The sequence below is a fragment of the Arthrobacter antioxidans genome, from assembly GCF_023100725.1.
Taxonomy (GTDB): Bacteria; Actinomycetota; Actinomycetes; order Actinomycetales; family Micrococcaceae; genus Arthrobacter_D; species Arthrobacter_D antioxidans.
Genome location: NZ_CP095501.1, coordinates 2,339,754 through 2,361,049, shown reverse-complemented (window position 1 = coordinate 2,361,049; position 21,296 = coordinate 2,339,754). Strand labels below are relative to the sequence as shown.

The window sequence follows — 21,296 nt, the reverse complement described above, 5'->3', positions numbered from 1 at the left end:
CCCAGCCAGACACGACTCCACCTACGCCCCGTTGCCGACCGCCGCGCCGGCCCCACCCCAGGGAGAAGCCCCATGTCCGTCACCACCGCCATCCAGCTGATCACCCGCGGCGAGGCCGGCACCACCGGGGCCGCCGGGGCCGCCGGGACCTGCTCGCCGGATCTCGCGCAGGACCCCTGGGCGTTCGATGGCGTCCCCCTGCCCGACTACGGTCCCGGCGCGTCCATGTTCGACATCGCCCCGGCGGCCACCCCCCGGCAGGGAGAACTGCCCGAGGAGTACAGGACGGCGTCCGCCGAGGAACTCGACGGGCGTATCCGCGCGGCGAGGGAGACCCTCGGCGAGTCCGTCGTCATCCTCGGCCACTTCTACCAGCGCGACGAGGTGGTGCAGTACGCCGACTTCGTGGGTGACAGCTACCAGCTGGCGCGCGCCGCCACGGAACGGACGGCGGCCGAGGCGATCATCTTCTGCGGGGTGCACTTCATGGCGGAGACCGCGGACATGCTCTCGACACCCCAGCAGGCCGTCATCCTCCCCAACCTCGCCGCAGGCTGCTCCATGGCGGACATGGCGGACATCGACTCCGTCTCCGAGTGCTGGGACCAGCTCACCGCGCTCTTCGGCTCCGCGCCGGACGCCGCCGGCCGCCGGCCCGTGATCCCCGTGACGTACATGAACTCCTCCGCCGCCCTGAAGGGCTTCTGCGGGGAGAACGGCGGCATCGTGTGCACCTCCTCGAACGCCGCCGCCGTGCTGGAGTGGGCGTTCGAGCGGGGCCAGCGGGTCCTGTTCTTCCCGGACCAGCACCTGGGACGCAACACCGCCAAGGCCATGGGCGTGCCGCTGGAGCAGATGCCCCTGTGGAACCCGCGCAAGCCCTGGGGCGGCACGGACGAGCAGACGCTCCGGGACTCCCGCGTGATCCTCTGGCACGGCTTCTGCTCGGTGCACCGGCGCTTCACCGTGGCACAGATCGAGAAGGCCCGCGCCGAATTCTCCGGCGTGCGCGTGATCGTGCACCCCGAGTGCCCCATGCCCGTGGTCGATGCCGCCGACGAGTCGGGATCCACCGACTACATCCGCAAGGCGATCGACGCCGCCGCACCCGGCAGCACCTTCGCGGTCGGCACCGAGATCAACATGGTGAACCGCCTCGCCGCCCAGTACCCGCAGCACACCATCTTCTGCCTCGACCCGGTGATCTGCCCGTGTTCCACGATGTACCGGATCCACCCCGGCTACCTGGCCTGGGTGCTCGAGGGGCTCGTGGAGGGCCGGGTGCTCAACCGCATCACGGTGCCGGACGCCGTCGCCGAACCGGCCCGGATCGCGCTGAACCGGATGCTCGCGGTCCAGCCATGACGGCGGACGCCGTGCAGCGCGTGGTCATCGTGGGCTCGGGCGTCGCCGGCCTGCAGACCGCCCTGGTGCTGCGCAGGCTCGCGCCGCACTGCGACGTGGTCCTCGCCTCCAAGACGGCGCTCGCCGAGAGCAACACCCGGTACGCCCAGGGAGGTATCGCCGCCGTCGTCCCGGATCCGCCGGGCACCCGGGCGGCCGCGCACGACTCCGTCGCCGATCACATCGCCGACACGCTGGCCGCCGGCGCGGGACTGGCCGATCCCGAGGCCGTCGCCGTGCTCTGCGCGGAGGCGGCACGGGGGATCGCCGCCCTCCAGGCCGCGGGTGTCGTCTTCGACGCCTCGCCGACCGATGCGACCGTCCCGGCCAGGGGCCGGGAGGCGGCGCACTCGGCGGCGAGGGTCCTGCACCTCGGCGGCGACGCCTCCGGGGCGGGACTCGTCGCGGCGCTCACCGCCGCGGTCCGCCGCGACCCCCGCATCGAGGTCCTCGAGGACACCCTCGTGACGCGCGTGCTGCTGCAGGACAGTGCCGGCCACGACGACGGCGCACCCCCGACCCGCCAGGGCCGCCGGCGGGCCTCCGGCGTCGAGGTGCTCCACGGCGGAGCGGCGCGGACCCTCCGGGCGGACGCCGTCGTCCTTGCGACCGGTGGGGCGGGCCAGCTGTTCGACTCCACGACCAACCCCCGGATCGCCACGGGCGACGGCGTCGCGCTCGCCTGGCATGCCGGTGCTGCGGTCGCGGACCTCGAGTTCTTCCAGTTCCATCCCACCTCCCTCGACGTTCCCGGCAACCCGCTGATCTCCGAGGCGGTCCGCGGCGAGGGCGCACACCTGGTCGACGCCGACGGCCACCGGTTCATGGCCGACTACCACCCGGACGGGGATCTCGCGCCGCGGGACGTCGTCTCGCGCAGCATCGCGCAGCACCTCCTCCACCATCCCTCGGGCGGCCGCTCCGGCACCCCCGAGGGCGACTGTGCGCGGGAGGGGCGCCGTCGTGCCGGTGTGTACCTCGACGCGACGGGCCTCGGCCGCGCCTTCCTGGTCCGGCGCTTCCCCACGCTCACGGCCCTGACCGCGCAGCACGGCATCGACTGGTCCTCCACACCGGTCCCCGTGGTGCCGGCGGCCCACTACTGGATGGGCGGCGTGCGGACGGACACCTCGGGGCGGACATCCGTCCCGGGCCTCTTCGCCGTCGGGGAGGTCGCCCGCACCGGTGTGCACGGCGCGAACCGGCTCGCCTCCAACAGCCTGCTCGAGGGCGTGGTGTTCGGTGCCCGCTGTGCGGCGGCGCTCGCCGCCGGCGGGGGACCGGCGCCGTCCTTCGACGTCGAGTACCTCGACCTCGAGGCGGAGGAGACGGTCACGCAGTCGTTCACGCGCGGCGACCTGCAGGCCGTCATGTCCGACCACGCGGGAGTGCTCCGTACGGGCGCCGGACTGGAGCTCGCCCGCAAGCACCTCGCCTCCTACCGCCCGGACACCGACCCCGAGCTCGCCAACCTGCTGCTGTGCGCACGGCTGCTCGTGCACGCGGCGTCCCGCCGCACGGGGTCCTGCGGGGCGCACCACCGCGCGGACCAGCCCGATCCCGCGCCGCAGGCTCCCGCCCCGAGCCGGTCCTACGCACGAGCCACCGAAGGAACACGTCCATGACCGAGACCGCAACCACCACCGCCCGGACGCCCTCCCCGGACGCCGTCGAGCCGGCGCGGCCGCCGCAGCACCTCATCGACGCCGTCGTGGCCGCAGCCCTCGCCGAGGACGCGCCGTGGGGGGACCTCACCTGCCAGGCCCTGATCCGCCCCGACCAGCGGGCGACGGCGACCATCACGGCCCGCGAGCCGGGCGTCCTCTGCGGGACGGCCGCCATCGAGGCCGCGATGCGCCTCACCGACCCGCGGATCCGCGTCACGTTCCCGCGGGCCGACGGGACCGCCTTCGCTGCGGGGGACACCCTTGCGGAGATCGCAGGACCTGCCGCCGGTATCCTCACCGCCGAACGGACGGCCCTCAACATCGCGCAGCGGCTCAGCGGGATCGCCACCATGACCCGCGCGTTCGTCGACGCCGCGGCGGGCACCCGCGCGCGCATCACCGACACCCGCAAGACCACGCCGGGGCTCCGGGTCCTGGAGCGCTGGGCCGTCCGCTGCGGGGGAGGCTCGAACCACCGCTCCGGCCTGTCCGACGCCGTCATGGTCAAGGACAACCACCTGGCGCTCCTCGCGGCGGACGGCCCGGAGGCCCTCACCGCGGCCCTCCGGGCGGCGCGGTCGAGGCTCCCGCACACCGTGCACGTCGAGGTGGAGGTGGACCGGCTGGACCAGATCGAGCCCGTCCTCGCCGCCGGGGTGGACACCATCATGCTCGACAACTTCACGCCGGCCGACCTCGCGGAGGGCGTGCGCCGCATCGGCGGCCGCGCGCTCGTCGAAGCCAGCGGGAACGTCCGCCTCGGCACGGTGGGGCCGATCGCGGCCACCGGCGTCGACATCATCTCCGCGGGAGCGCTCACCCACAGCGTCCGCTCCCTGGACCTGGGCCTGGACTTCGCGGCGCAGGGGGCGGCGATCGTCGACCCGGGAGGGCACCCGTGATCTACCTCGACGCCGCCGCCACCGCGCCCGCCCGGCGCCAGGTCCTCGAGGAGATGTGGCCCCTGCTGACCGCGACGTTCGGCAACCCCTCCAGCCACCACACCTACGGCGAGGCCGCGGCGTCGGACTACGCGCGCGCACGGTCCCGCATCGCCGCGCTGCTCGGCTGCCGGCCGGGGGAGATCATCTTCACCTCGGGCGGCACGGAGGCGGACAACCTCGCGCTCAAGGGCCTGGCGCTCGCCGCCCCGCGCGGCCGGCACATCGTCACCAGTGCGATCGAGCACCCGGCGGTGCTGGAGGTCCTGGCCTACCTGCGGGCGTTCCACGGCTTCCGGATCACGGTGCTGCCCGTCTCCGGCACCGGCCGCGTCTCGCCGTCGGACCTCGCCGCCGCGCTCGAGGACACGACGACGCTGTGCACCGTGATGTACGCGAACAACGAGGTGGGGACCGTCCAGGACATCCCGGAACTCGCGGAGGTCTGCCGGCGTGCGGGTGTTCCCTTCCACACCGACGCCGTGCAGGCCGCGGGCTGGCTTCCCCTGGACGTCGACCGGCTCGGCGTCACAGCGCTCAGCATCTCGGGGCACAAACTCGGGACGCCGAAGGGGATCGGCCTGCTGTACCTCCGGTCCGGGACGCCCTGCGAACCGGTGCTCCACGGCGGCGGCCAGGAGCGGGGGCGCAGGTCGGGTACGGAGAACGTGGCGGGCGCGGTGGGGCTCGCCCGCGCGCTGGAACTCGCCCAGGCAGCCCTGCCCGGGGCCGCCGACCGGTCCACGGCATCCCGCGACGCCCTCATCGCGCAGGTGCTCGCCGGCGTGCCCGGGGCCCTCCTCACGGGCGACGCCGCGGGCCGGCTCCCGAATCTCGCCTCCTTCTGCTTCCCGGGCGTCAGCGGCGAGGCGATCCTCCTGGAACTCGAGCGTCGCGGCGTGCTCTGCTCGAGCGGGTCCGCGTGCGCAGCCGGATCCTCCGAGCCGTCCGCCGTCCTCCTGGCGCTCGGTCTCGACGACGAGACGGCGCACAGCGCCGTGCGGCTCTCCTGGACGCAGGACACCGCGTCCGCCGACCTCGACCAGGCGGCCCACGCCGTCGTCGCAGCCGTGGAGGCCGTGCGGTCCCTCGGCGCGGCACACGCGGGCAGCCACGCCGGCGCCTAGACTGGCCGCACCGAGCCACCCCCAGGGAGGACGCCATGGAGCACGGACCGTCCGGAGGGGCGGGCAGGCGGCGCCTGCCGCAGGCCCTCGCCGCTGCCGCACTCGCCCTGACGCTGGTCACCGCCTGCACGGGCCCCGGGGGTGACGGCGGCGCGCCGCCGCCGTCGACGAACGCAGCGACCGCGACGGCGGAGCCCGCAGCCGCGCCCCTGCGCGAGGCGCGCGAGGGCTGGAAGGTCTTCACCGATCCGGGGCGGCTCCTGAGCTTCGAGCTCCCCGAGGAGTGGATGGTGCAGCTCCTCGAGCCGGAGCCCGGAGTCCACGCTCCCGATTCGCTGCACTACGCCGTCCGCACACCGGAGGGCGTGACGACCGCCGAGCTGCACACCGGAATCCAGACCCCGGAGGCACCCTGCCCGGACGCCGAGCGGACCCCCTACTACGTCATCGGCAGCGAACCGCTCGACCTCACGGACGAAGCGCCGGCGGGTGCGGATGTCGAGCCGCGCTTCGTGATCCGGCTCATCACGGGCTTCCGCTTCTTCGCGGCCTACGGCATCACCGACCAGGCGGGCGGCGCGGACGGCCTGGCCTGCACGCTGTCCAACACCGTCCAGGGCGGCGACGCGCTCGGGCGGGTCAGCTTCGGAGACCTCGAGGTCCTGGCGCCCAAGGCGCCCGCGAACACCGGACCGCAGACGGTCACCTTCGGGACGATCGGCGAAGCCCAGGCCTTCTACGACACCCCGGACTTCGCGACCATCCGCGAGATGCTCCTCTCCCTCCGGATCGCCCCGGCCACCACCGGCTGACCTCCACGCGCCGGGGTGCTCACCCGACGGGCTGCAGCGCCCCGAAGTCCACGCCCGTGAGCTCGACGCTGCGGTTCCAGAGCCGTACGGCGACGTCGCGGTCCAGCACGCGGGGCACGGGAGCGACGAGGCGGGGTGCGCCGCGGGTCTCGCCGAGGCCTGACGGCCCGTAGTAGTCCCCGCCCCGGACATCGGGGGCGGTGGCCGCATAGAGGGTGGGGAGCGCGCCGGCGGCGTCGGACTGGCTCATCAGCCCGATGAAACCGGAGAAGACGTCGAGCACCGCCGGTGTCCGCATCCCGGCCGTCAGGTTCGTATTGGCCAGGCCCGGGTGCGCGGCCACCGAGGTGAGGTCCCACCCGGCGGCGCGGGCGCGCCGATCGAGCTCGACCATGAAGTAGAGGTTGGCGATCTTGCTCTGCCCGTAGGCGGCCCACCGGCGGTAGCGGCGCTCGGACTGCAGGTCGTCGAAGTCCAGGCGTCCCCGCTTGTGGGCGAGGCTCGAGAGCGTGACCACGCGGGAGGATCCGGCCTCGCGGAGGTTCGGCAGCAGCAGGCCCGTCAGGGCGAAGTGGCCCAGATGGTTGGTGCCGAACTGCAGCTCGAAGCCGTCGGCCGTCCTGGACCGCGGGGTCGCCATCACCCCGGCGTTGTTGACCAGGAGGTGCACGGGACCGCTGAGGCCGGCAGCGAACGCGCGGATGGACTGCTGGCTGGCGAGATCGAGGAGGCGCAGCTCGACCCGCTCGCTGCCGGTGATCGAGCGGACCCGCTGCTCGGCGTCGCGCCCGCGCTCCTCGCTGCGGCAGGCGAGGATCACCTCCGCACCCTTCCGCGCCAGCCCGACGGCGGTCTGGAGGCCCAGCCCGCTGTTGGCCCCGGTGACGACCGCGCGCCTGCCCGTGAGATCGCCGATCGCGTCCGCTGTGAAGTCGTTGTCCATCCTGGTCCTTACCGCTCGTTCGTCCTGCCCCGGGGTCCGCGGGGTTCGGTGTCAGGCACCCAGCCGGGCGTTGATCTTGTCCGTGAGGGCTTTCAGCTGGTCCATCTCCCCGGGGTCCAAAACGGGCGCGAGGACCTCCCGGATGCGCTGCACGTGGCCCGAGCCGATCCGCCGCTGGAGCGCCCTGCCCTCCTCGGTCAGCGCGAGCTCGATGCCGCGGTGGTCGGTCGCCGCCGGCCGCCTGCGCACGAGGTTCCGGGCCTCGAGCCGATCCACCATGCGGCTGAGGCTGGGCTGGCTGATCAGGAGGTGGTGGTTGAGCTCGTTGAGTCGCGTCCAGCCGCTGGGGCACCGGCTCAGATTGAACAGGACGTCGTACTCGCGGATGGGGAGGTCCTTGAACGCCGGGTCCTGTCGGATGCGCTGCATGATGCCCACCTGCGCCCGGAAGAGCGACTCCCAGGTCTCCGACGCCTGGCGGACGGACGCCGCCGGCTCCGGGTCCCCGACGTCCGCCGTGCTGTCGGCGGGTTCCACGGCAGATTCAGGGGCGGGGTCGACGACGGTGGGCGAGCGGTCAGCCATGGCGGTTTCGGGCCTCCTGCCGGGGCACCGGCAACTAGATACGTATGCATCGAGTATACGCCGTCCTCCTCGGTACGGCCCACCGGTCAGGCGGCGGCAGCGGCCTCCCGGCGCAGCGCCCGCTGCTCCCGGCGGCCCTCGACGAGCCGGTACAGGACCGGGACCAGAACGAGGGTCAGCGCGGTGGAGGAGACGAGGCCGCCGATCACCACGATGGCGAGGGGCTGCGAGATGAAACCGCCCTTCCCCGTCAGACCCAGGGCCAACGGCGTGAGGGCGAAGATGGTCGCCAGCGCGGTCATCAGGATCGGGCGCAGACGCTGACGGGCCCCCTCGCGGATCGCGTCCGAGACCGGCAGCCCCGGCCGTCCGTCGTGGGGGAGGCGGTACTGGTTGATGAGGTCGATCAGCACGATCGCGTTCGTGACCACGATGCCCACGAGCATCAGCATGCCGATCAGGGAGGGCAGCCCGAGGGGGGTCCCCGTGATCAGCAGCAGGGCGATGGCGCCGGTGGCCGCGAACGGGATGGAGACGAGCAGGATCAGGGGCTGGACGAGGCTCTTGAACGTCGCCACCATGATCACGTACACGATGGCGACGGCGGCCCACAGCGCGAGGAACAGCTGGTCGAACGATTCCGCCTGCTGGCTGGAGGCACCGCCGATGGTCGCGGTGGCTCCCGGCGGCAGGTCGATGCCGTCGAGGCGCTCGTTCACCGACCCCGTCAGCGTCCCGAGATCGTCGCCGGACGGCGTGATCGAGACCCGGGCCGTGCGCTCACCGTTGGAACTCGTGACGGACAGGGGCACCTGCACCTCCTCGACCGACGCGACGTCGGTCAGGGGGACCGGTCCCGTCGCGGTGGGGATCTGCAGGTCCCTCAGCTGGTCGAGGCTCGTGATCGTGGTCCCCTCCCCGATCAGCACGGGGAAGTCGTCGGCGTCGAAGCGCACCGAACCGGCCGGCACCGGGCTGATGCTGCCCCCGAGGAGGCCCGCGATCTGGCCCTCGCTCAGGCCCGCCTCCACGGCGGCCGTGCGGTCGACGTCCACCTGGACCTGCGGCTGGGCCGCCGCGAGGTTGCTCGTGATCTCTCCCGCACCGTCGATCCCCTGCAGCCCCTCGAACACGGCGCGGTCCGCGGCCTCGAGATCCGCCGTGACGGGCGCGGTGATGTCGATGTCGATGGTGCTCGAGGTGCCGAAGCCGCCCTGCTGGCTGGACAGGGAGATGGTGCCCGCGTCCTCGAGGCCCTCGAGGTCCTGGCGCACGGACTCCTGCAGGGCCTCCTGATCCGCGTCCTGATCGGTGATGACGGTGAACGTCGCCACCGAGGCGCCGCCGGAGAACTGCGCCGCGAAGGCACCGTCGGCGTTGCCGACCGTCAACTGCACGTCGCGGATCTCCGGGTTGTCCATGAGGATCTCCTCCGTCCGTGCCGCCGTCTCCGCCGTCGTCGCCAGGCTGGTGCCCGGGGCGAGGCTCTGCGTGATCGAGAAGCTGTTCTGGCCCGAGGAGCCGAGCAGGTTGGTCGGCAGGAACGGGACCATGGCGGCCGTGGCGCCCAGGACGATCACGCCGCTGATGAGGGTGATCACGGGGTGGCGCTGGGTGCCCGTGAGGATCGGCAGGTAGCCGCGCTGGAGGAGGGACGGCCGGTCGGTGGGCTCCGTCGGGGAGGTGGACTCCGACCGGGATGTGGCGGCGGCCAGGGAGCCGGACGGGACGGCGGAGGCCGCCGGGACCGCGACGTGGCGGGCCTCGTGGGGCGCCGGGGGTGTGCGCCTCAGGAACCAGTAGGCGAGCACCGGGACGATGGTCAGGGACACGGCGAGGGACGCCAGCAGGGCGATCCCGGTGGTGATCGCGAAGGGGCGGAAGAGCTCTCCCGCGAGGCCGCCGACGAAGCCGATAGGGGCGAAGACGGCCACGGTGGTGAGGGTCGAGGCGGTGATGGCTCCGGCCACCTCCCGGACCGCGGTGAGGATGGCCTCCCGTTTCTCCTCCCCGTACCCGAGGTGCCGCTTGATGTTCTCGATGACGACGATGGAGTCGTCCACCACGCGTCCGACGGCGATCGTCAGGGCGCCGAGGGTCAGCAGGTTCAGGGAGTACCCCGCCACGTACAGGCCGATGAACGTGATGAGCAGTGACAGCGGGATGGAGATCGCGGTGACGAGGGTCGAGCGGACCGAGAGCAGGAAGACGAGGATGATCAGCACGGCGAAGCCGAGGCCCAGCAACCCCTCGGTGGTGAGGTCGTCGATGCTGCGTTCGATGAACGGGGCCTGGTCGAAGACCACGGTGATGTCCGCCGCATTGCCCAGTTCGGTCTCGAGCTCGGGGACGAGGGCCACGATCTGCTGGGAGATCTCCACGGTGTCGCCGTCGGGCACCTTCGTCACCGTCAGCGCGAGCGTCTCGATCCCGTTGGTGCGCGCGACGGACGTGGTCTCGTCGTCGGCCAGGCTGACGTCGGCCAGCTCGCCGATCGTGCTGACCGGACCGGGGGAGGGGTCCTCCGAGGAGGGAAGCACCGGCAGCGCCTCGATGTCCTCGAGGGACCCGATCCGGCTGCCCGCCTGGATGGTCAGCGACCGCGGGCGGTCCTCGAGGCTCCCGACCGGGAACAGGGCGCCGTTGTCCTCGAGGGTGCTGCTGATGTCGCCGACCGTCAGGCCCGCGGCCGTGAGGGCTCCGTCCCGGGGCAGGATCGCGACATGCTGGGTGGACCCTCCGGACACGTCGGCGGTCCGGACGCCGTCGATCTTCTGCAGGCGGGGGACGGTCAGCCGGGCCAGGTCACCGTTCAGTTCGCTGAGCGACTGGTCGGAGGAGACCGCCATGAACACGATCGGCAGGTCGCTGATGCTGCCCGCGAGGGCCTGGGGCTCGACGTCCTCCGGGAGGGTGGGACGCACCGTGGAGATCGCCCGGTCCACCTGCGCCCGGGCCCGGTCGAGGTTCGTGCCGTACACGAAGACGAGGCTGACGGTCGAGATGCCGGAGCGGGACGTGGACGACGACGACTCGAGGCCCTCCACCCCACTGAGGGCAGCCTCCAGCGGCTCGCTGACCTGCTGGTCGAGGTACTCCGGGGAGGCTCCTGGCAGCGCGGAGATGACCGTGATCTGCGGGAACTCGAGGGACGGGATGAGTTCCTGCTTCAGGGAGCCGAGGGTGATGACGCCGAAGACGGAAGCGAGGATGGTGACGAGTGCGATCAGCGCCCTGTTGCCCAGGGAGAAGTGAGCCAGACGGAACACGGAACCTGCCTTTGATGCTGAGGGTCGACCGGCCGGCTGGCTCCGTCGGACGTTATGTGAGCCGGAGGACCCGGTCGGTCATCGACTGCACCTCGGCGGCCAGGGATGCGGTCTCGTTGAGCTTGACGCCGTACCCGGGCAGCATCTCCTTCAGCTTCGGCTCCCAGCCGGCCATGTTGGCCGGGAAGCACCGCTTGAGCAGTTCCACCATGATCGGCGCCGCAGTGGACGCTCCCGGAGAGGCTCCGAGGAGCGCTCCGACGGATCCGTCCGAGGACGTGATGACCTCCGTGCCGAACTGCAGCACGCCGCCCTTGCCCGGAGCCTTCTTGATGACCTGTACACGCTGGCCCGCGGAGATCAGTTCCCAGCTGCCGCCCTCGGCCATCGGCAGGAAGTCGGTGAGGGCGTCGTTCTTGGCGTCCCGGTTCTTGAGGACCTCCGTGATGAGGTACTTCGTCAGGGACATGTTGTCCTTGGCGACCGCGAGCATCGGTACGAGGTTCGAGGGGCGGATCGACGTGGGCAGGTCCAGGTAGGAACCGCTCTTGAGGAACTTGGTGGAGAAACCGGCGTAGGGGCCGAACAGCAGGGAGCGCTCACCCTGGACGAAGCGCGTGTCCAGATGCGGGACGGACATCGGCGGGGCACCCACCGACGCCTGGCCGTAGACCTTGGCGTTGTGCCGGCCCACGAGGTCAGGATCGGTGCAGCGCAGGAACTGGCCGGAGACCGGGAAGCCCGCGAAGCCGCGGCCCTCGGGGATGCCGCTGCGCTGCAGCAGGTGCAGGGCGCCGCCGCCGGCGCCGATGAAGACGAACTTCGCGGTGACCGTGCTGGTCTCGCCGGTGGCCTTGTTCCTCACCTTGACGTCCCAGCGGCCGTCGGTCGCGCGTGCGACGTCGAGGACGTCAAACCCATAGTGCAGGTCGACGCCGGTTCCCTCGAGGTAGGTGGTGAGCTGGCGCGTGAGGGCACCGAAGTCGACGTCGGTACCGCCCTCGACGCGGGAGGCCGCGACGGGCTGGGAGGGGTTGCGGCCCTGCATCACCAGGGGGGTCCACCCGGCGATGGTGCCGTGGTCCTCGCTGTGCTCCATGGTGCTGAACAGCGGCTGCGGGCTCAGCGCCTCGTAGCGCCGGCGCAGGTATTCGGCGTTGGCCTGACCCCACACGAAGCTCATGTGCGGCACCGGGTTGATGAAGGTGCGGGGGTCGCCGATGTGCCCCTCGGACACCATGTGCGACCAGAACTGGCGCGAGACCTGGAACTGCTCGTTGATCGCGACGGCCTTCGCCGGGTCGACGGAACCGTCCTTCCCGGCGGGCGAGTAGTTCAGCTCGCAGAGGGCCGAATGGCCGGTGCCGGCGTTGTTCCAGGGGTCGGAGCTCTCGAGGCCTGCGACGTCGAGCCGTTCGAAGAGGGAGATGTCCCAGTCGGGCTGCAGTTGCCGGAGGAACGCGCCGAGGGTGGCGCTCATGATCCCGCCACCGATCAGGACGACGTCGGTGGTCTTGGCGGGCGTGCCCTGATGGATTGTGGTCAACGGAGTCTCCAGTCGCGAGGTCACTAGCAGACAAAGACTAGCGTCTGGTGGTGACCGAACTTAAATCGTCCGGAGGACGGGGACCGCCCCGGGAGAGCCGGCGTCCGGCGTTCAGCCGGACGGCGCCGGCCGGGGCTCGACATCGGCCAGGTCGATGCGGTTGAAGACCTCGTTCATGACGGGACTCACGGGGTAGGTGGTCACGCGCGGACTCATCGCCAGCGCGGAGATCGGGAAGGCGAGCGGGACGGCCGGGATCCTGTCTGAGATCTGCGCGCTGATGTCCGCGTAGGCCGCGGTGCGGTCCTCGCCCGCCGGCAGTCCCCGTGCGCGGTTGATCTTGCTGAACAGCTGCGGGTCCTCGTAGGCGAACTCCTCCGAGTACATGCCGAAGAGCGCGCCCACGAAGTTGTCGGGGTCCTGGTAACTGCCGCTCCAGCCGAGCAGGTGGAAGGCCCGGTCCCCGGACTGCTGGACCGTCTCGACGTAGCCCTCGCTCCATTCGACGGGTACCGGCTTGATGTTGAAGCCGGCCTCGGTCAGCTGCCGGCTCAGTTCGGCGTAGGCCTTCTCGGGGGAGGGGAGATAGGCCCTGGAGACGTTGCGCGGATAGTAGAAGGGCAGCTCGCGCCCGTCGTACCCGGAGCGTTCGAGCAGGTCCTTGGCGAGGTCGACGTCGTAGCTGTAGGCGGTGACCGACTCGTTGCTCACGCCGAGCTTCTCGGGGATGAACTGGCGAGCCGGCTTGGTCCCGTTCAGGAAGCGGCCGTCGATGAGGGCGCTCTTGTCGATGGCGTGGGCCACGGCCTCGCGGAACAGGGGGTCGTCGACGCCGGGGAAGCCCTGGTTCATGCCCAGGTAGAGCACGGAGTAGGGGTCGCGCTGCAGGAACTGCAGTCCGTTGCGGGCGAGGTCGACGGCGCTGTCCACGGACACGAAGTCGTAGCCGTCGATCCTGCCCGAGGCCAGGGCGCGCGCCCGGGAATCGGGACTGGCGATGGTGGTGAACACCACGCGGTCCACCTCCCCGCGCTCACCCCAGTACCCGTCGAAGAACGCGAGCTCCACGTCCCCTTCCTCCCAGGAGACGAGCCGGAACGGGCCGGTCCCGACGGGCGCCTGCCCGTAGCGGGAGATGCCCGCGCCGTCCCGCGTCCCGGTCAGTTCGTCCGCGGCGCCGGCCTCGAGGGCGGCGGGCGAGGACATGGCGAAGGCGGGCGCGGCGAGTGCCGGGACCAGCCCCGTGATCCGGGAGGTGAGCTGGAGGTCCACCGTGTGCGCGGAGGTCGCCGTGCAGCCCTCGTAGAGGCTCACCTCGGGTGTGTCGGAGTACCCCTTGAACACGTTCTCGAAGGGCAGCCGGCTCGTACCGGCGCGCGCGCTCTCGGGCAGCGTGTACCAGCGGTCGAAATTGGCGCACACGGCGGCGGCGTCGAACGGCTCGCCGTCGTGGAAGACGACGTCGTCGCGCAGGGTGAATTCGTACGACCGCCCGTCGTCGTTCTCGTCCCACGATTCCGCGAGGAGCGGCGTCGGCTCGGAGGTCAGCGGATCCACGCCCACGAGTCCCTGCAGGATCTGCTGGCTCACGCGGTAGGACTCGGTGTCGTTCGCGAGCGCCGGGTCGAGGGTGCGGGGGTGCGCCGCCGTCCCGAAGGTGAAGGTGGCGGCCTCCGAGGCGGCAGGCGCCGTCGTCGTCGCGGGCTGGGGCGGCGGGACCTGGCCGACCGTACAGGAGGCGAGGGAAACCGCCGAGACGAGGGCAACTGCCATCGTGGCGACGCGGGTCACACCGTGGGTCGCCCGCCCGTGACTGGTGCGGCGCGCGGCAGGGTTGTTCACTGGCGTCGATCTCCGAAGGGCAGGGGGGCCGGTCCGTCGTGGCCCGGTGTCTGGAATGCCCCAGTGTAGGCGATGGGCCTGTTCCCGCCGCCCAGAAACCGCAATGGGCCGGACACACGGACGGACCCCCTCACCCAGCGGTGAGGAGGTCCGTCCGTGATCCCCGGGACACGTTAGAGGAGTGAACCGGGGAGGTCGGGGTGTCCTCAGCCGGCGGGGGGCGTGAGGACGGTGTCGATCAGGTAGACGACGGCGTTGGCGGTCTGGACGCCGCCGCAGATGACGTTGGCGCCGTTGACCTGGAGCTCGTCGCCCGATCCGGTGATCTCGACGTCGCCGCCCTGGACCGTGGTCTGCGTGGTGCCCTCGAGCTCTGACGGCTGGATCTTGCCCGGCACCACGTGGTAGGTCAGGATGCCGGACAGACCCTCGGTGTCGGTCTTCAGGCCCTCGACGGTTTCGGCCGGCAGGGCCGCGAAGGCGTCGTCGACCGGTGCGAAGACGGTGAACTCGTCGCCGTTCAGCGTGTCGACGAGGTCGACCTCGGGGTTGATGCCACCGGAGACGGCGGCGGTCAGCTGGGTCAGGATGGGGTTGTTGCCTGCGGCGGTAGCCACGGGATCGAGGGCCATACCGGCCACCGATCCGGCGCCGTCGGGAACATCGGCGGCGTAGCCCTCGCAGCCGGGGCCGACGAGGTTCGCCGCGGGGTCCATCATGGCGTCGGCGGAGGGGCTCATGCTGGCCTCCATCGAGGGGGACTCGCTGGCCATGGTGGTCTCTTCCGCCATGCTGGTCGAGTCGGACCCGGTTGCTGCCTCGTCGCCGCCGCCGCAGGCAGCGAGACCGAACATCGAGACTGCCGCGATACCCAGGATGGACAGGTTCCTACGCTTGGTGATCTGCATGAATTTCCTCCATAGTTACGATCCGGCATCTGCCTGGATCAGTGACTGTCGTGTGAAACACATCGTGTCGATGTCTCGGAGGTACTTCGGGCGTGCGGACGGGGTGGATGGGTGAGGATTCGGGAAGCGGCGCTTTCGTGACCGGCTCGTGACCTGCGGCGATACGGGCGGCGGCGTCGTCGGGCACGAAAAAGCCCCACCGGGCGGCGGCCCGGTGGGGCTCCACGGACCAGCCCGGGACCGGTCCGACGACTGGTGCTGATGGTGCGCAAGAGGGGACTTGAACCCCTACGTCCGAAGACACTGGAACCTAAATCCAGCGCGTCTGCCAATTCCGCCACTCGCGCTCGGGATGCCACTCACGCGGAGGGCATTCCTTCGTCCTTCACTGTAATGCCAATGGGCCGGTGTCCCCGGTTGCCGAGGACCTCCTACCGGTCGATCCCGAGGTCGCGCCGCAACTTCGCGACGTGACCGGTGGCGCGCACGTTGTACTGGGCCACCGCCACCCTGCCCTCCGCGTCGACCACCACGGTGGAGCGGATCAGGCCCTCGTAGGTCTTCCCGTAGTTCTTCTTCTCGCCCCAGGCCCCGTAGGCCTCCGCGACGGCGTGGTCCTCGTCCGAGAGCAGGGGGAAGGTGAGCGATTCCTTCTCGGAGAAGGCAGCCAGCTTTCCTGCCGGGTCCGGCGAGATTCCCAGCACCGTGTACCCGGCGGCACCGAGGGAGGAGAGGTTGTCGCGGAAGTCGCAGGCCTCGGTGGTGCAGCCGGGGGTGGCAGCGGCGGGGTAGAAATACACGATGACGCTGCTGCCCCTGAAGGAGGACAGCGTCACGTCCTCGCCGGTGGCATCCCTGAGCGTGAAATCGGGGGCGTGGGCGCCCGTGACCAGTCGTTGCGACATGCATTCTCCTGAGGATCGATGGGACGGCGGCGCCCTGGGACGCGCCGGAGGGCAGGGACCCGCTGCCCGGCATGGAGAGATCGGGCAGCCGGCCTAGCTATCATAGGTGGAAGATCCGACGCCGACGGCGGCCGCCGGTCTCGCAAGCGAGAGGAAGTGCACGGTTCTATGCCCGATCTGGAGCAATGGCCCACCGGTCGACTGCTGACGACAGCGGCGCGTCTGGTCGAGCACGCATGGAATGAGCGCCTGGTCGACATCGGGGTGACCCACGCCGGCGTGATCGCCCTCGGCGTCCTTGCGGACCAGGGCGCGATGACGCAGGCCAGCCTCGCCCAGATCGTGCGCGTGCAGGCCCAGACCATGGGCAAGACGCTCTCCCGGCTCGAGTCCCGGGGCCACGTGACGCGCGTACGGAACGACCTGGACCGACGCTCCCACATGGTGTCGATCTCGCCCGCGGGGCGCCGGGTCCTGGAGGCCTCCGAGGACATCGAGCGCACCCTGGTGCCCGGAGGGGGGCTGGTCTCCGAGGAGCTGAGGAACCACCTGCAGACCGTCATCCGGGAACTCGGAGCGCCGCGCTGGAGCTCGACGCCTGCGGGCGCGGGATCGCGCGGCGGCGCCGACGGTTCCGACGCCGCCGGGCCGGCCGCCACCGTGCCCAGCTGACCCGCCGCAGGCACCACCGTTCTGACGGAAGCCCCTTGCCAGGAAGGCAGGGGGCTTCCTGCGTGGGCGGACGCGGGGGACGAAGTATCTGTCCGCCGGATGACCATGGGGCGACCCTCATGCGGCTCTCGGGTCGATCCATGCGAGGCGCGCACAGGACGCTGCCGTCGGCTCCGAAGGCGACGCCGCTGTGCGGCGCATCACTGATCGGTGGTTCGGAGCGGCCCCTCCGCGGAGCCGGCGGGGTCACCCGATGCCGACCCCGGGTGGAGGGAGGTGCGCCGTCTCGGCTGACGCGGCACCGCCGCGCGGACACAGGTGCCGGGACAACGCCGCGGGATGTGGGAGTATCCGCTCATGCGGTGGACGGGGGACGTAGAGCGTGGTGCCTGGATCAGGTCCCGGCTGAACGGGCCACCGGGATCGGTGGGCAGTATCGTCCCGACGGGCTTCGAGGCCTACGCCCGGGTCCTGCATCCCTCCACGGTCACCCGGTACGACGCCATGGGCCACGGTGATCCCCGGGAGGACTACTCCGAGGAAGCATGGACCTGGGCGCGGATCGCGGCCCACACGGGGACCGTCATCCATCCCCAGGTCCAGTGGATCCGGGTGGCAGGCCACCAATACGACCCGATACCGCTCCCGGGAGGCAGGAGCGCCGCCCCGCCTCCGCTGGGTCACCTCGATCCCGGTCTCCTGGCCCACGTCATGACGATCGCCGGCGGGCACACCAGCACGCCCGAGGACGTCACCGCCGCCCTGTGGGAGGGATGGGCGATCGATTCGGGAACCGTCTGGTTCGAGGCGTTCGCGCCGGAGGGCGACGCCGAGGACGAGGACACGCGCTCCGTTCAGCCGCAGCGCCCAACGGTGGACCGCGCCCTGTCGAGACTGCTGAAGCAGGGGCCGTTCCTCGAACTGCCCGGGCGCCGCTACGTCCTGCTGGCCACCGGTGCCCCGGAGCTGACGGACCGGGCATGGCCGCTGGCGGCCGGCATGGGGTGGACCGACCGACTGCCCGGGCCCATGCCGCAACTGATCTGGCCGTCCGATCAGGCGTGGGCGATCGCCTCCGAGATCGACGTCGACTCGACGCTCATCGGCGGTACCTACGGCCTCATCAACGAGTTGATGGCCCACCCGGCCGTCGAAGCAGTCAGAGTCGGAGAAACGACGGACCTCACCTGGGACGCCGACGACGTCAACAGGGTCACCTGAGCGGCCACGCCGGACCGTCCACCGGCTGTGGGCGTCATGGACCGGGCCCTGGTCCTTGCCCTGCTCCTCGTCGCGGCCATCGGCGCAACCTCCATCGGGGTACCCGTCGCACCGATGGTGACATTCTGGAATCCCTGGCTCCTGGTGACCCTGATCTTCGTCGCGACCGGAATCCTGCTCCTGGTCAGGACCGTGGCCGCGGCCCGGACGATCGCCTGGCGGGCATGCCACCGCTCGAGCTTCGTCCTGCGCGAGGGCTGGATCGGGACGACGGAGTGGAACACCATGGGCGCCGAGGACCCGGTGCGCCGGATGATCCCGATGCAGGAGGTGGTCTCGGTGATCGTCTCCTGCCGGATCCTTCGCCGCGTGATCCTGACCGGGAACGGTGGCGGGACGTCGACCGAGACAGCGCCGATCCTGCATGTCCTCTTCGACCAGGACGGGCGCCGCCGGATCAGCAGCGTGCCCTTCGCCTCCCACGAGGACCCCGCGGTCGACACATGGATCGAGGCTCTGCGGAAGCATCGCATCGAGCTGGGCTACACCGCGCGGCCGCTCTCGTGGAAGGAGGAGGACCACCTCGGCGACGAGGCCCGCCTCGAGTACTTCGCAACCACCGAGGAGGTCATCGACTTCCCCGATACCGGCGGCTGGCTGGAAAACACGACTCGGCTGGACCACCGCCGGCATCAGAACCTCAGGCAGGTCCGGGAGCAGGCGGAGCGGCTCGACCCGGCCCTGCGGGAGCGGCGTCTGACGCCGGGCGCCTGCTGGTGAAGCGCACCGTGCCCGGTACCAGCCCCTCGGACGTGCCGTAGGGGGCGGTCACAACTCCACCGCTGCACGTCGTCGTCGTCGGCATCGGACCATCCGCCGACCCCCGGACCAGGACGTCAGGCCCGGGCGGAGATCTGCTGCACCGCCCAGCCGTTGCCGTCCGGGTCGCTGAAGAACACGAACCCGACGTTGTCGAGCGCCGTCCCGCCCTGCCGCACCGCATCCGGGTCACCGCCCATCACCTGGATATCGCCGACCTCGACGCCGCGCTCGACGAGCTGCGCGTGCGCCTGGAGCACATCCGGAACGACCAGCTGGAGCCCCTGGAGAGAGCCCGGAGGCATGCTCGGCACGACGCCCTCGCCGATCACGATCGAGCAACCGGAGCCCGGCGGCGTGAGCTGGACCAGCCGGTTGCCGGGGCCCACGGTGATGTCGTGGTCGACCACGAAGCCCAGCCGGTCGGAATAGAAGGCCTTGGCGCGATCGATGTCGGCCACCGGCACGACCACGACTTCCAGTGTCCAGTTCATGAACTGCTCCTCGATCCGCTCGCGTGCAGGGATACGGCAGTGATACTGCCAGCACGAACCCGTCGCTGCAATGGCACACAGCGGGTTGAGGGAACGACGGCCCGGCCCACGGAGATGGCGTGCCCTACATCCACAGGGTGGAAAAGGGAAGGCCCTCACCCGTTCGGACCTTTCCGGCCCAGCCCCCTTGCATACTAAGCGTGCTGATGTTGTGTTGGGACACGTCAGTGTCGAGCGCCCATCGGAGAACAGCATGCAGACCACCGCCGAAGCCCAGCCGATCGGCCTGGCGCGTCCGAGCAGCCCTGCCCATGTCGCGGTGGACGGACACACCGGCCGCGTCCGTCAGGATGGTCCGCTGAAGGCCGCCCTGCAGGACGACATCGCCCTGCGGCACCTGGACGTCGCCGAATCGGTTGCGCGGTCCTTCGCCGTCGCCGGCCCTGAGGCAGCGGACATCCGCCAGGTCGCCTACCTGGGACTGATCAAGGCCGTGCAGCGCTTCGACCCGACGCGCGGCATCCCGTTCGCCTCGTTCGCGGTCCCCACGATCAGTGGTGAGATCAAGCGCTACCTGCGTGACTCCTGCTGGGTGGTCCGGCCTCCGCGGGAGGTGCAGGACCTCCGCACGGAGATCGCCCGCACGGCTCCTGCCCTGGCCCAGCGGCTCGGCCGCGAGGCCACCGCCCGCGAGCTTGGCCTCGAGCTCGGCCGGCCGGAGGGCAAGGTCCTCGAAGCACAGGCGTGTTCCACGAGCCTCAGGCCGGTGTCGCTCGACGCGCCCGTCGAGGGGCGCACCTGGGCCGACACCCTGGCGGGCGATTCGAACGGCACGGAGCGCAGCGACGACATGATCTCCCTGCGCGGTGCGGTCAACGAACTGTGCGGCAGCGAGAAGGAGCTCCTCTACCGCCGGTACTTCATGGAGCAGACCCAGCAGGGCATCGGGGACGAGCTCGGCATGTCCCAGATGCAGGTCTCGAGGGCGCTGGCGCGCATCCTCGTGAAACTGCAGAAGAGGCTCCTCGGCGCACCCGCCGCCGGGGAACGGCAGACTGCGCGGTCCGGTACCGCCTAGGAGATCCCGTGGCCTGCCGCTGCGGCCAGCACCTGGTCGACCGTGACGGCCAGCAGGGCCGGATCGGGCGTGGCGGAGAACGTCTCGCCCACCCGCACCGACTCGTCCGTCAGGACGGTGTGGGGTCCGGGCGGCGGTCCCCACTCCGAGGGAGGCGCGGGTCCGAACAGCACCACGGACGGCCGCGCGTAGGCGGAGGCGAGGTGGGCGGCCCCCGTATCCGCGGAGATCACGAGGGACGCGCCGGCCACCAGGCCCGCGAAGACGTCGAGGGGCAGGTCCCCGGCGGCGACCGACGCCTCCGGCAGGCCGGCGGCGTCGGCCACCGCGAGGGCTCGCGGCCGCTCCTTGCCACTGCCCGTGAACACCACCCAGTGACCGGCGGCGGCCAGGGTGCGCGCCACCTCGGCGAACCGTTCGACGGGCCAGAGCCGGCTCCCGTAGGCGGCCCCGACATGCACGACGACGGCGCCCGGCGCCGGATTCCCGACGTCGGGTACCCGGAGCCTGCAGTCCAGCGGATCGGCGGGGACTCCGTGCCAGCTCACGAGCGACGCCCACCGCTCGCGCTCGAGGATGCCGTCGCGCCACTCGGGTCCGTCCCAGCCGGGGGAGCGGTGCCCCATCCGGCGTCGTGCACCGATCTCCTGAAGGCGCCCCCTGCTCTCCCCGCCGCTGCCGTGGAGGTTCACGGCGAGGTCGATCCTGCCGTGCTCGATGGGCAGCGGATCGTCGAGGCCGTGCGTGGGCAGCAGGTCGTCGACGGCGTCGGTGAGCGGGATGATGGGACGCAGCCACTCCTGGGCGGCGTACAGGATGCGGTGCTCCGGGAACGCACGCCGCAGTCCCTTGAGGGCGGGCACCGCCACGAGGAGATCGCCGAGCTTCAGGGCGCGCAGCGCAAGGATCTCGGGACGCCCGTCCGGTGCGGGGGTCGAGGCGGGCACCGGCCGGGATCCGGACCCCGGACGGTGCCCGGACGGTCGTGCGGACGTGCCTGTGGTGCCGGGGCCCTCGGAAGTCATGGGTCCGATCCTGCCAGAGGATCGGTGCCGTACCGGCC

The 21,296-nt window shown here is 71.3% G+C and carries 18 protein-coding genes and 1 tRNA gene; 9 read left to right on the top strand and 10 right to left on the bottom strand.

The window, feature by feature from the left end; genetic code table 11:
• Positions 1-72: 72 nt before the first annotated feature.
• Genes nadA through MWM45_RS10795 form a run of 5 tightly spaced genes read left to right on the top strand, consistent with a single transcriptional unit; the run spans position 73 to position 5,951 of the window.
• The gene (gene nadA / locus MWM45_RS10815) at positions 73-1,365 is read left to right on the top strand and encodes a quinolinate synthase NadA (protein WP_247826448.1); all 1,293 of its coding nucleotides are present in this window, start codon (positions 73-75) and stop codon (positions 1,363-1,365) included.
• On the top strand, positions 1,362-3,029 hold the full coding sequence (gene nadB, locus MWM45_RS10810; protein ID WP_247826447.1) for an L-aspartate oxidase: 1,668 nt from the start codon (positions 1,362-1,364) through the stop codon (positions 3,027-3,029). The genes nadA and nadB overlap by 4 nt, the downstream gene beginning before the upstream one ends.
• On the top strand, positions 3,026-3,973 hold the full coding sequence (gene nadC / locus MWM45_RS10805; protein WP_247826446.1) for a carboxylating nicotinate-nucleotide diphosphorylase: 948 nt from the start codon (positions 3,026-3,028) through the stop codon (positions 3,971-3,973). Before nadB ends, nadC begins: the two co-directional genes overlap by 4 nt.
• Positions 3,970-5,139, top strand: coding sequence for a cysteine desulfurase family protein (locus MWM45_RS10800; protein WP_247826445.1), 1,170 nt, complete (start codon positions 3,970-3,972; stop codon positions 5,137-5,139). Before nadC ends, MWM45_RS10800 begins: the two co-directional genes overlap by 4 nt.
• 35 nt (positions 5,140-5,174) lie before the next feature.
• Positions 5,175-5,951, top strand: a complete 777-nt coding sequence (locus tag MWM45_RS10795; RefSeq protein WP_247826444.1) for a hypothetical protein — start codon at positions 5,175-5,177, stop codon at positions 5,949-5,951.
• A gap of 19 nt (positions 5,952-5,970) precedes the next feature.
• On the opposite strand, the gene MWM45_RS10790 is transcribed toward MWM45_RS10795, so the two are convergent.
• From MWM45_RS10790 to bcp, 8 genes are all read right to left on the bottom strand, one after another.
• The gene (locus MWM45_RS10790; RefSeq protein ID WP_247826443.1) at positions 5,971-6,894 is read right to left on the bottom strand and encodes an oxidoreductase; all 924 of its coding nucleotides are present in this window, start codon (positions 6,892-6,894) and stop codon (positions 5,971-5,973) included.
• A gap of 51 nt (positions 6,895-6,945) precedes the next feature.
• Positions 6,946-7,479, bottom strand: coding sequence for a MarR family winged helix-turn-helix transcriptional regulator (locus tag MWM45_RS10785; RefSeq protein ID WP_247826442.1), 534 nt, complete (start codon positions 7,477-7,479; stop codon positions 6,946-6,948).
• A gap of 86 nt (positions 7,480-7,565) precedes the next feature.
• Positions 7,566-10,748 (bottom strand): efflux RND transporter permease subunit, encoded by a 3,183-nt coding sequence (locus tag MWM45_RS10780; RefSeq protein WP_247826441.1) that lies wholly within the window; start codon positions 10,746-10,748, stop codon positions 7,566-7,568.
• Between the two features lie 52 nt (positions 10,749-10,800).
• Positions 10,801-12,285 carry a malate:quinone oxidoreductase gene (locus MWM45_RS10775; protein WP_269076590.1) on the bottom strand — a complete coding sequence of 495 codons (1,485 nt, stop codon included), beginning with the start codon at positions 12,283-12,285 and terminating at the stop codon, positions 10,801-10,803.
• 120 nt (positions 12,286-12,405) lie between these two features.
• Positions 12,406-14,136 (bottom strand): ABC transporter substrate-binding protein, encoded by a 1,731-nt coding sequence (locus MWM45_RS10770; protein WP_247826440.1) that lies wholly within the window; start codon positions 14,134-14,136, stop codon positions 12,406-12,408.
• A gap of 206 nt (positions 14,137-14,342) precedes the next feature.
• On the bottom strand, positions 14,343-15,044 hold the full coding sequence (locus tag MWM45_RS10765) for a fasciclin domain-containing protein (RefSeq protein WP_247826439.1): 702 nt from the start codon (positions 15,042-15,044) through the stop codon (positions 14,343-14,345).
• A 262-nt stretch (positions 15,045-15,306) separates the two neighbouring features.
• A tRNA-Leu gene (locus MWM45_RS10760) sits at positions 15,307-15,391 on the bottom strand.
• 84 nt (positions 15,392-15,475) lie between these two features.
• Positions 15,476-15,949 (bottom strand): thioredoxin-dependent thiol peroxidase, encoded by a 474-nt coding sequence (gene bcp / locus MWM45_RS10755; protein ID WP_247826438.1) that lies wholly within the window; start codon positions 15,947-15,949, stop codon positions 15,476-15,478.
• A gap of 168 nt (positions 15,950-16,117) precedes the next feature.
• On the opposite strand from bcp, the gene MWM45_RS10750 reads away from it, so the two are divergent.
• The 3 genes from MWM45_RS10750 to MWM45_RS10740 all read left to right on the top strand — a co-directional run bounded on the left by MWM45_RS10750 (position 16,118) and on the right by MWM45_RS10740 (position 18,622).
• Positions 16,118-16,621: a MarR family winged helix-turn-helix transcriptional regulator gene (locus MWM45_RS10750; RefSeq protein ID WP_247826437.1), complete on the top strand. Its 504-nt coding sequence runs from the start codon at positions 16,118-16,120 to the stop codon at positions 16,619-16,621.
• Positions 16,622-17,047: 426 nt separating this feature from the next.
• Positions 17,048-17,842, top strand: a complete 795-nt coding sequence (locus tag MWM45_RS10745) for a hypothetical protein (protein WP_247826436.1) — start codon at positions 17,048-17,050, stop codon at positions 17,840-17,842.
• A 36-nt stretch (positions 17,843-17,878) separates the two neighbouring features.
• Positions 17,879-18,622, top strand: coding sequence for a hypothetical protein (locus MWM45_RS10740; protein ID WP_247826435.1), 744 nt, complete (start codon positions 17,879-17,881; stop codon positions 18,620-18,622).
• 116 nt (positions 18,623-18,738) lie between these two features.
• On the opposite strand, the gene MWM45_RS10735 is transcribed toward MWM45_RS10740, so the two are convergent.
• Positions 18,739-19,155: a VOC family protein gene (locus MWM45_RS10735; protein WP_247826434.1), complete on the bottom strand. Its 417-nt coding sequence runs from the start codon at positions 19,153-19,155 to the stop codon at positions 18,739-18,741.
• A gap of 253 nt (positions 19,156-19,408) precedes the next feature.
• On the opposite strand from MWM45_RS10735, the gene MWM45_RS10730 reads away from it, so the two are divergent.
• Positions 19,409-20,233, top strand: a complete 825-nt coding sequence (locus tag MWM45_RS10730) for a sigma-70 family RNA polymerase sigma factor (RefSeq protein ID WP_247826433.1) — start codon at positions 19,409-19,411, stop codon at positions 20,231-20,233.
• Here the strand turns inward: MWM45_RS10730 and MWM45_RS10725 are convergent.
• On the bottom strand, positions 20,230-21,258 hold the full coding sequence (locus MWM45_RS10725; RefSeq protein WP_247826432.1) for a glycosyltransferase family 9 protein: 1,029 nt from the start codon (positions 21,256-21,258) through the stop codon (positions 20,230-20,232). The two genes, MWM45_RS10730 and MWM45_RS10725, sit on opposite strands and share 4 nt — an antisense overlap.
• Between the last annotated feature and the right edge of the window lie 38 nt (positions 21,259-21,296).